Source organism: Peribacillus simplex (assembly GCF_001578185.1).
GTDB classification, from domain to species: domain Bacteria; phylum Bacillota; class Bacilli; order Bacillales; family DSM-1321; genus Peribacillus; species Peribacillus simplex_A.
In genome coordinates this window covers 2,337,187-2,344,672 of the sequence record NZ_CP011008.1, presented here as the reverse complement: position 1 = coordinate 2,344,672, position 7,486 = coordinate 2,337,187, and the positions used below count along the sequence as shown (strand labels likewise).

The window sequence follows — 7,486 nt, the reverse complement described above, 5'->3', positions numbered from 1 at the left end:
TTACACCCTCTTCTTTGTTAATTTAAGTAATACTTTACTCAAGCTTTCTTCCGTCAGAGCCTCTGCATCAGCAAAGTCAGAAACCGTAAAAGCGGACTCTGCAGCTGGTGGATTTATCAGCAATCGAAGCTGATTTAACATGCCCTTTGCCATCTCTTGAATTGTCAATCTAGAAAACTGTTCTCTACTGTACATCCAAACAAAATGTAGCTTTTCATCTTTTACCATAGCGACAACATCAATCGGGTGAGATGGTTTCGATTCTGGAGCATGGTCTAAGCGTGTAAAACCTGTCTCCTGCATGAACAAGGATTCTTTGGAAAACACTTGATCCAATTGTCCCAAATAATTAAAGCTTATCGATGGTTTTTGCTGCTGATAGAACGGAAGCAATTCTCTGTTCAAGTAACGTAAAATACCATAATCAACACCATGATTCGGAATTCGACGCAATTGATCTTTCACAGCCTTTAATCCCTCAATAGGTGTCGTTGTTCCCTGAAGATCAAAGTGAACCGGGTAAATACTCGTGAACCAACCCACTGTCCGCGATAGATCAACACCTTCGATCATCTCTTCCCTCCCATGTCCTTCCATGTGAACAGAAAGCTTATGCTGTTTTGTACTGTCGGCTATAGCTTGTACTAATGCCGTCAATAATACCTCATTGATCCGAGTCTTATAAGTCGCAGGAACTTCATGTAACAACGCGTGGGTCTCATCTGCTCCCAACGTCATCGTCACTTGATCAGTCGATGCTTCTGTCGTTTCCTGTATAGGATGGTCCACCGGAATCGTCATCACTTGTTTTGCTGCGTGTTCATGCCAATAATCTAGTACTTCTTTTGAAATATCTGACTCACTGTATGCCTGTAGTCGTTCCGACCATTCTTTAAAGGATGTACTTTTCGCAGGTAACCGAACCTTCTTACCTTGTTTCAACTGGTTGTATACGGCCTGTAAATCTTCCAATAGAATTCGCCATGATACCCCATCTACTACTAAATGATGAATCGTCCAGAATAATCGATCGTTCCCATTCGAACCACCATCGAAGTACACTATTCTCATCAACGGACCTTTAAGTAAATTGAAACTGGCTTGAGTGATATCCATCTCATCTTGAATCACTTGATTCCATCCTTGTTGATCAGCATCGTTCCGCTTTATCACACGAAGTACAGACTGTTCATCGATCCCCTCATTTCTCTGCTTCCAGGTTCCATTGAGCAACTGTCCATATCGGAAACGTAAGGCGTCATGATGTTTGAGTAAGTATATTAGGGCTTCCTCTAGTAACTCCACATTCAATCTCGCTCTTACTCTCAAAAGCATCGACTGATTCCAATGTTGTGGATGCGGATGTTCTTGCTCGAAGAACCAGTACTGAATCGGAGTGAGCGGTACCTCTCCCATCACAGCACCCTGCTCCGCTTGTACTCCCTGATCATCTTCTTTGACTACTTGTACCAACTCGGCAATCGTTTGGTGTTCAAACATTTGCTTAGGTGTAAGTTTTAAGCCCAATTGATTCGCTAGTGATATGATCTGAATGCTGAGGATCGAGTCTCCACCAACTTCAAAGAAGTTATCATGGATTCCCACCTTTTTAATCCCTAATACTTGCTCCCAAATGGTAGCCAGTGTTTCTTCGTTAGCATTCCGGGGGGCAACACATTCACTTTTGATTTCCCACTCCTCTGGTTCAGGTAAGGCCTCACGATCAACTTTACCGTTCGCAGTTAGTGGAATGGCCTCCATCATCACAAATTCTGAAGGAACCATATAGCTTGGTAGTTCCGCCTTGAGATACTCTCTATATGCACCTACATTTCCATCACCCACGACATATGCCACTAATCGTTTATCACCTGGCTGATCTTCTCGAACGATCACAACAGCCTCGTTTATGGATGCATGCGCGTTTAAAGCAGATTCAATTTCCCCGAGTTCAATTCGGAAACCACGGATCTTCACCTGGTGATCAATCCTCCCAAGGTAATCCAGACTTCCATCCGGCAAGTATCTCGCTAAGTCTCCTGTCCGATATAATCGAGCTCCCGGGTCACTACTGAATAGATGAGGAATGAAACGTTCTGCTGTCAATTCGGGTCTGTTTAAATACCCACGTGCGAGTCCTGCTCCACCAATATATAGTTCGCCAGCTACGCCAAAAGGCACAGGCTGTTGACAAGCGTCTAGCACATACACTTCTAAATCTGGAATCCGCTTTCCGATATTACTTTTTGAAGAATGCTGCACATCATCTTGAGTAATTGGATAATAAGTAACATGAACGGTAGTTTCTGTAATTCCATACATATTGATTAGCTGCGGCTTCTGCTCTCCATATCTTTGAAACCATGGTAGCAAGCTGGTAGGATCGAGTGCTTCCCCACCAAATATGACATAGCGCAGATGCAAGTTTTTATTCTCATCTTCTTGTTCACACACCTGTATCAATTGTCGAAATGCGGATGGTGTCTGATTAAGAACCGTAACCTCTTCCTTTACTAACAGTTGATAGAAATCCTTGGGCGATCGACTGATCCAGTAAGGAACAACGACCAATCTTCCACCATAGAGCAATGCCCCCCAAACTTCCCATACCGAGAAGTCAAACGCATAAGAATGGAATAGCGTCCAAGTATCTTTTTCATCAAACTGATACCAGCATTCCGTTGATTTAAATAAACGAATTACATTGTGATGCTCTACCATAACTCCCTTCGGATTCCCTGTTGACCCTGAAGTATAAATCACGTAAGCGAGATGTTGGGGACTGACATCAGAAATCGGTAAAGCAGTACCTTCTTTCTCAATCTCAAATTGATCTCGATCAAGACAAATCGATTTGATATTCTCTGGTAACCATTTCGATCCTTTTAAACTTTCTTGCATTACGACGAACTCAATGCCAGCGTCCTTTAAAATATACCGAAGTCGCTGCTCTGGATATGTTGGATCAAGTGGAACATAAGCTCCACCAGCCTTCAGAATCCCCAAAATACCTACAACCATTTCAGGAGAACGTTCAACACAAAGTCCAACCAAGGAATCGGGTCCTACTCCTTTTTTCTGCAGATAGTGAGCTAATTGATTCGCACGTTCATTAAGCTCCCTATAAGTAAGCCTCTCCTTTTCATACATAACTGCAATGGCATTGGGATGAATCATCGCTTGCTGCTCAAACAATTCATGAATGGTTGCTTGAGGTGGAAAGTCAAGCTTAGGATCATTGAACTCTACTAAACTTTTTCTTTTATCCTCCTCTGAAAGGATTTCGATCTCAGCAACCTTCTGCTTCGGATTTTTATATATGTTTTCCATTAATGCTAGCATGGTTTTAAAAAAGCGAGTTATCTCTTCTTTGGAAAATAATTCTTCACGATAATCAATATGTACTTGCAAAGAGTCTATATCAGTCAAGTTTTCGAGATGCACTGCAAAATCTTGCACTTCTTCACGATTTGGAATCCAAAGAGAGTCACCACTTTCACCACGCTCTCTATAATCGATCGTAGTTCCAAAAAGTCGAACACTATTGTTATTCTCTTGATTCATCTGCTTTAATAACAAATCAAATGGATATTTCTGATGTCGTAAGGCTTTACGTTGCTTTCTCGACACTCGACCAATAAATGAGAGTGCTTCTTCTTCAGGATCGATATCCATTCTCAGAGGAACTGTACTCACCATCATTCCAATTAATTCCCGCTCCATTTTAGTCATACGATTGCCATAAGCCATTCCCAAGGCAATATCAAGCGACGAAGTCCATCGATACATCGATAACGAAAGCGCAGCAACAAAAAGAGTATATATGCTAAATCCGGAATGGTCAGAAAATTCCTCTACCTTTTTCTTCGAATGTTCCGATAATATAAACGACTCACGTGATGCTCTCGTACTAACTTGGTAAGCATTATAGGGTTTCAATCCCGTCACCGATGGAAGTGTTTTGAATTCCTCTAACCAGAAGCTTTGATCTTTTTGAAAACGACTGCTGTTCAAGTACGTCTGTTCATCGATTAGAAACTGAACATATGAGCTCTTAGGGATGCTCACATCTTTCTCACTATGAAACTCATAATAATATTTAGCAATCTGTCTAGTCCAAATTTGGATTGATAAACCATCCATGATAATGTGATGAACATTGCCAAAGACGGCACACTCATTATCGCTTATTTTTATTAAAGCAAAATAGTATAAATCAGAATCAAATAACGTAAACGTCTCTTGCGCCTTCTGCTCAATCCATTTTTCCAACAAATCCGGATCTCTCTCGGAACTGAAGTCGAAGAAGTCAAATTTTCGTTCTTGATGTTTAACAAAATATTGCTCAGGTTCCCGGTGCCTATTTTCTTTCAGCCTGATACGCAGACCATCATGTTCACTGATGACGCGATTCACGGCACGATTTAATATCGAATAATTCATTTTTCGATGGATCTTGAACAAGAATTTCAGATTACATATTCCTTTACCTGAATAAATAACTTCTGTATACCATATTCTCCTCTGTGGATGACTAAAAGGGTAACACTCCTCATTGGACATAAAAGATCCTCCCTTCAAAAGATTATTTACACTTATGTGTTCGTGTTTACCCAAAAATATTTTTGTAATAAAACTCCAATTACTCCAATGATGATGAGCCCAATACCCACATAAAAATAGAGTTGGATTACTCCGAAAAAGTGAACCAGCGGTCCGCTCATAGCAGGAGAAATGATAAGGACTGCATTTGTTAAACTGCTTTGAATCCCAAATACTCTTCCAACCTGTTCTTGATGGGATTCTTTTTGAAGAATGACTTGATTGGTCACAAGCATAAGTCCGCTTCCAATACCAGCGATAAAACTAATCAGATAGCCAAAAATGAGGGATGTACTGGGGCTTATCAGAGCAATCCCACCAAAGCCAATTCCCATTAAAGCAATGCCTCCACATACTGCCCAACCATATTGAAAATGTTTTAATTTCTGAGTTACGAATGCGCCGATTATTCCCCCAAGACCAATAATAGAAATGAAGTATCCCATTTTACTCTTATCATTTGGGAACAAACTCTTAAATAAAGTAGGGAACTGTGAGTCCACTAATTGTAAAACTGCCATAGCTATTGTAACGAAAATCATGGTTGATAAAATCATCCGATTGGATAATACATAACCCCAACCTTGTAACCAAGCAGTCCAAGTACTTTGCTGTTGCTTTTCAAAATGTTTTCTTGACAGAGATTCCTTTAACCTTATTGTGGGTAACAGAACCAAAGCAGCTAGAAAACAGCATATTGCCCTTATAATTAGACAAAACTCTGGCTGAAACCAGCTCAGTAACATTCCTCCTATAAGTGGACCCACTATCTTGGTTCCTTGCTCAACTATCCCATTGATACTTACCGCTTTGGTAAGCAGATCAGGGGAAACAATCTGTCGTGTTAGTGTTTGCTGTGCAGGAAAATAGAAAACGGTAAAAATGGAACGAATCATTAATGCTAACAAAAGCCAATGAATATTTTGGACAAATAAAAGAACAATTGTTAATAGACCAACCATAAGGTTACAAAACATCATAATTGGAATTTTTCTAAAGCGATCAGCCATCACACCTGCCCATGAACTAAATAAAATTCCAGGAAGTGCATACGCAACAGGAATCAATCCAATCATGGTAGGGTCTACTTCCCATTCAAAAGCAACAATGGTCATGATGGCTAACATGTCAATAAACACTCCGAGCATAAGCAGTGAATACGCAGAGAAAACTTGTAAATAAATTGTATTTCCCCATAGACTTTTTGAGTCGGTAGGTTTCATGAAGACGAGCTCCTTAAGTTTTTACAATAGTTTGGACACCCAATCTGCACCCCCCTTTTCCAGCATTATCTAGATTTTCCATCTAACATAATATCATACAAAATTTACCCCTACTACAAAAAAAAGTAAAAATTACAATTATATACTTATATCCCTATAACGCATTTAAAGCGATTTAATGATGAAGTTATACACAAAAGAAAAGATAATCGTCTTTAAATCACCATCTCGGCGACTCACTTCCCTTCACACTTTTCCAGGCCCTAAACGATATTAATCATGTTAGAATAAAATCCGAATACAATACACACTCATAAAAAAAGAGACTCACTTCAATTGAATTGTGGTATTATCCCCTACAGGTAGACAGAGAAAAAAGAGAGCATGATAAAATGTTCTTAACAGTCTATCTGGGAGGGGATTTTTCTATGGCAAAAAAAGGGCAAACCTTTCAAACATATACAGAAAAATTAAAGCGAGAAGTCGTTCGTTTGAAGTTGGAAGAAGGCTGGTCTTATCGTCAGCTTCGTGAGAGATTTGGTATCAAAAGTGATGCGCAAATAGCGAATTGGGTAAAGAAAGTGCAAAATAATGAGCTGTTTGAAGACCAACGTGGTGTATGGAACCGTAAGAATTTTTCTAGTGTTGAAGAAGAAAATGCTTATCTGAAAGCGCAGGTGGACTATTTAAAAAAGCGCAATCCAAATCTACATGGGAAGGAATGGTCCTGAAAGCCGAAAGGTTTCAAGTAATTGATGGATTGAGGAAAACACACCCACTCGCGTGGCTATTAAAAATCGGTGAAGTTTCAAGAGCTGGTTACTACAAATGGCGGAAGACTCAGTCTAAACGTTCTCTAAGACTTGAGAAAAACCTATGGATAAAAGAACATATATTAGCCATTCATAAGATACATCCATACTACGGATATAAAAGGATGACTCGATCTTTATTCAGAGAGGGAATCGTTGTCAATCATAAGCGTGTTCGTCGTTTGATGAGAGAATTGGGGGTTACATCTGTTATTCGAAAGAAACGCTCATTCTATGGCCGAAGAGGATCCGTTGTATTTAAAAATGTTTTAAACCGTGAGTTCTATGCAGAGTCCATGTTACAAAAGTTAGTAACAGATATAACCTATGTACGGATTGGAGACACGTTTGCCTACCTATCTGCCGTTTTAGATTTGTATAATAATGAAATTGTGGCATGGGAAGTTTCTACACGAAACGATCTTGAATTAGTTCATAATACGTTGAATCAGTTAAGGGACAAGTCATTTGAAAAGGGTGCCCTTCTTCACTCTGATCAAGGATTCCAATATACGACGAAATCATACGAAAAGCAGGTAAAAGAACTTGGTATTCAAGGAAGCCACTCTCGTCGTGGTAATTGTCATGATAACGCGTGTATCGAAAGTTTCTTCTCTCATTTAAAAACAGAGAAGTTATATTTGGTGCGGCCAAAAACTGCAGAGCAAGCTTATGTAGCTATTCAGGAGTATATAGACTTCTATAATACTGATCGCTTCCAAGAAAAATTTAACGGCCTTCCCCCGGTTGAATACCGAGAAAAGGCCGTAGCTTGAAATACTCTTTTTTTATTGTCTACTTGACAGGGTTATGTGCATTGAGTCTCTTTCTTTATGATCTAGCGAAACT

The 7,486-nt window shown here is 39.7% G+C and carries 3 protein-coding genes; 1 reads left to right on the top strand and 2 read right to left on the bottom strand.

The window, feature by feature from the left end:
• Window positions 1-4,563 (bottom strand): non-ribosomal peptide synthetase, encoded by a 4,563-nt coding sequence (locus tag UP17_RS10995; protein ID WP_061466064.1) that lies wholly within the window; start codon window positions 4,561-4,563, stop codon window positions 1-3.
• A 32-nt stretch (window positions 4,564-4,595) separates the two neighbouring features.
• Complete coding sequence (locus UP17_RS10990) at window positions 4,596-5,825, bottom strand: MFS transporter (RefSeq protein ID WP_155727298.1); 1,230 nt, start codon at window positions 5,823-5,825, stop codon at window positions 4,596-4,598.
• A 428-nt stretch (window positions 5,826-6,253) separates the two neighbouring features.
• Between UP17_RS10990 and UP17_RS10980 the strand changes: the two genes are divergently transcribed.
• A protein-coding gene (locus UP17_RS10980) for an IS3 family transposase (protein WP_155727297.1) occupies window positions 6,254-7,413 on the top strand; the annotation gives its coding sequence in 2 pieces (ribosomal slippage) (window positions 6,254-6,512 and window positions 6,512-7,413; 1,161 coding nt in all).
• Window positions 7,414-7,486 lie beyond the last annotated feature (73 nt).

Excerpts from the sequence above, each read along its gene's own strand:
- UP17_RS10995 (WP_061466064.1), bottom strand. The coding sequence starts at position 4,563 with ATGTCCAATGAGGAGTGTTACCCTTTTAGTCATCCACAGAGGAGAATA.
- UP17_RS10990 (WP_155727298.1), bottom strand. The coding sequence starts at position 5,825 with ATGAAACCTACCGACTCAAAAAGTCTATGGGGAAATACAATTTATTTA.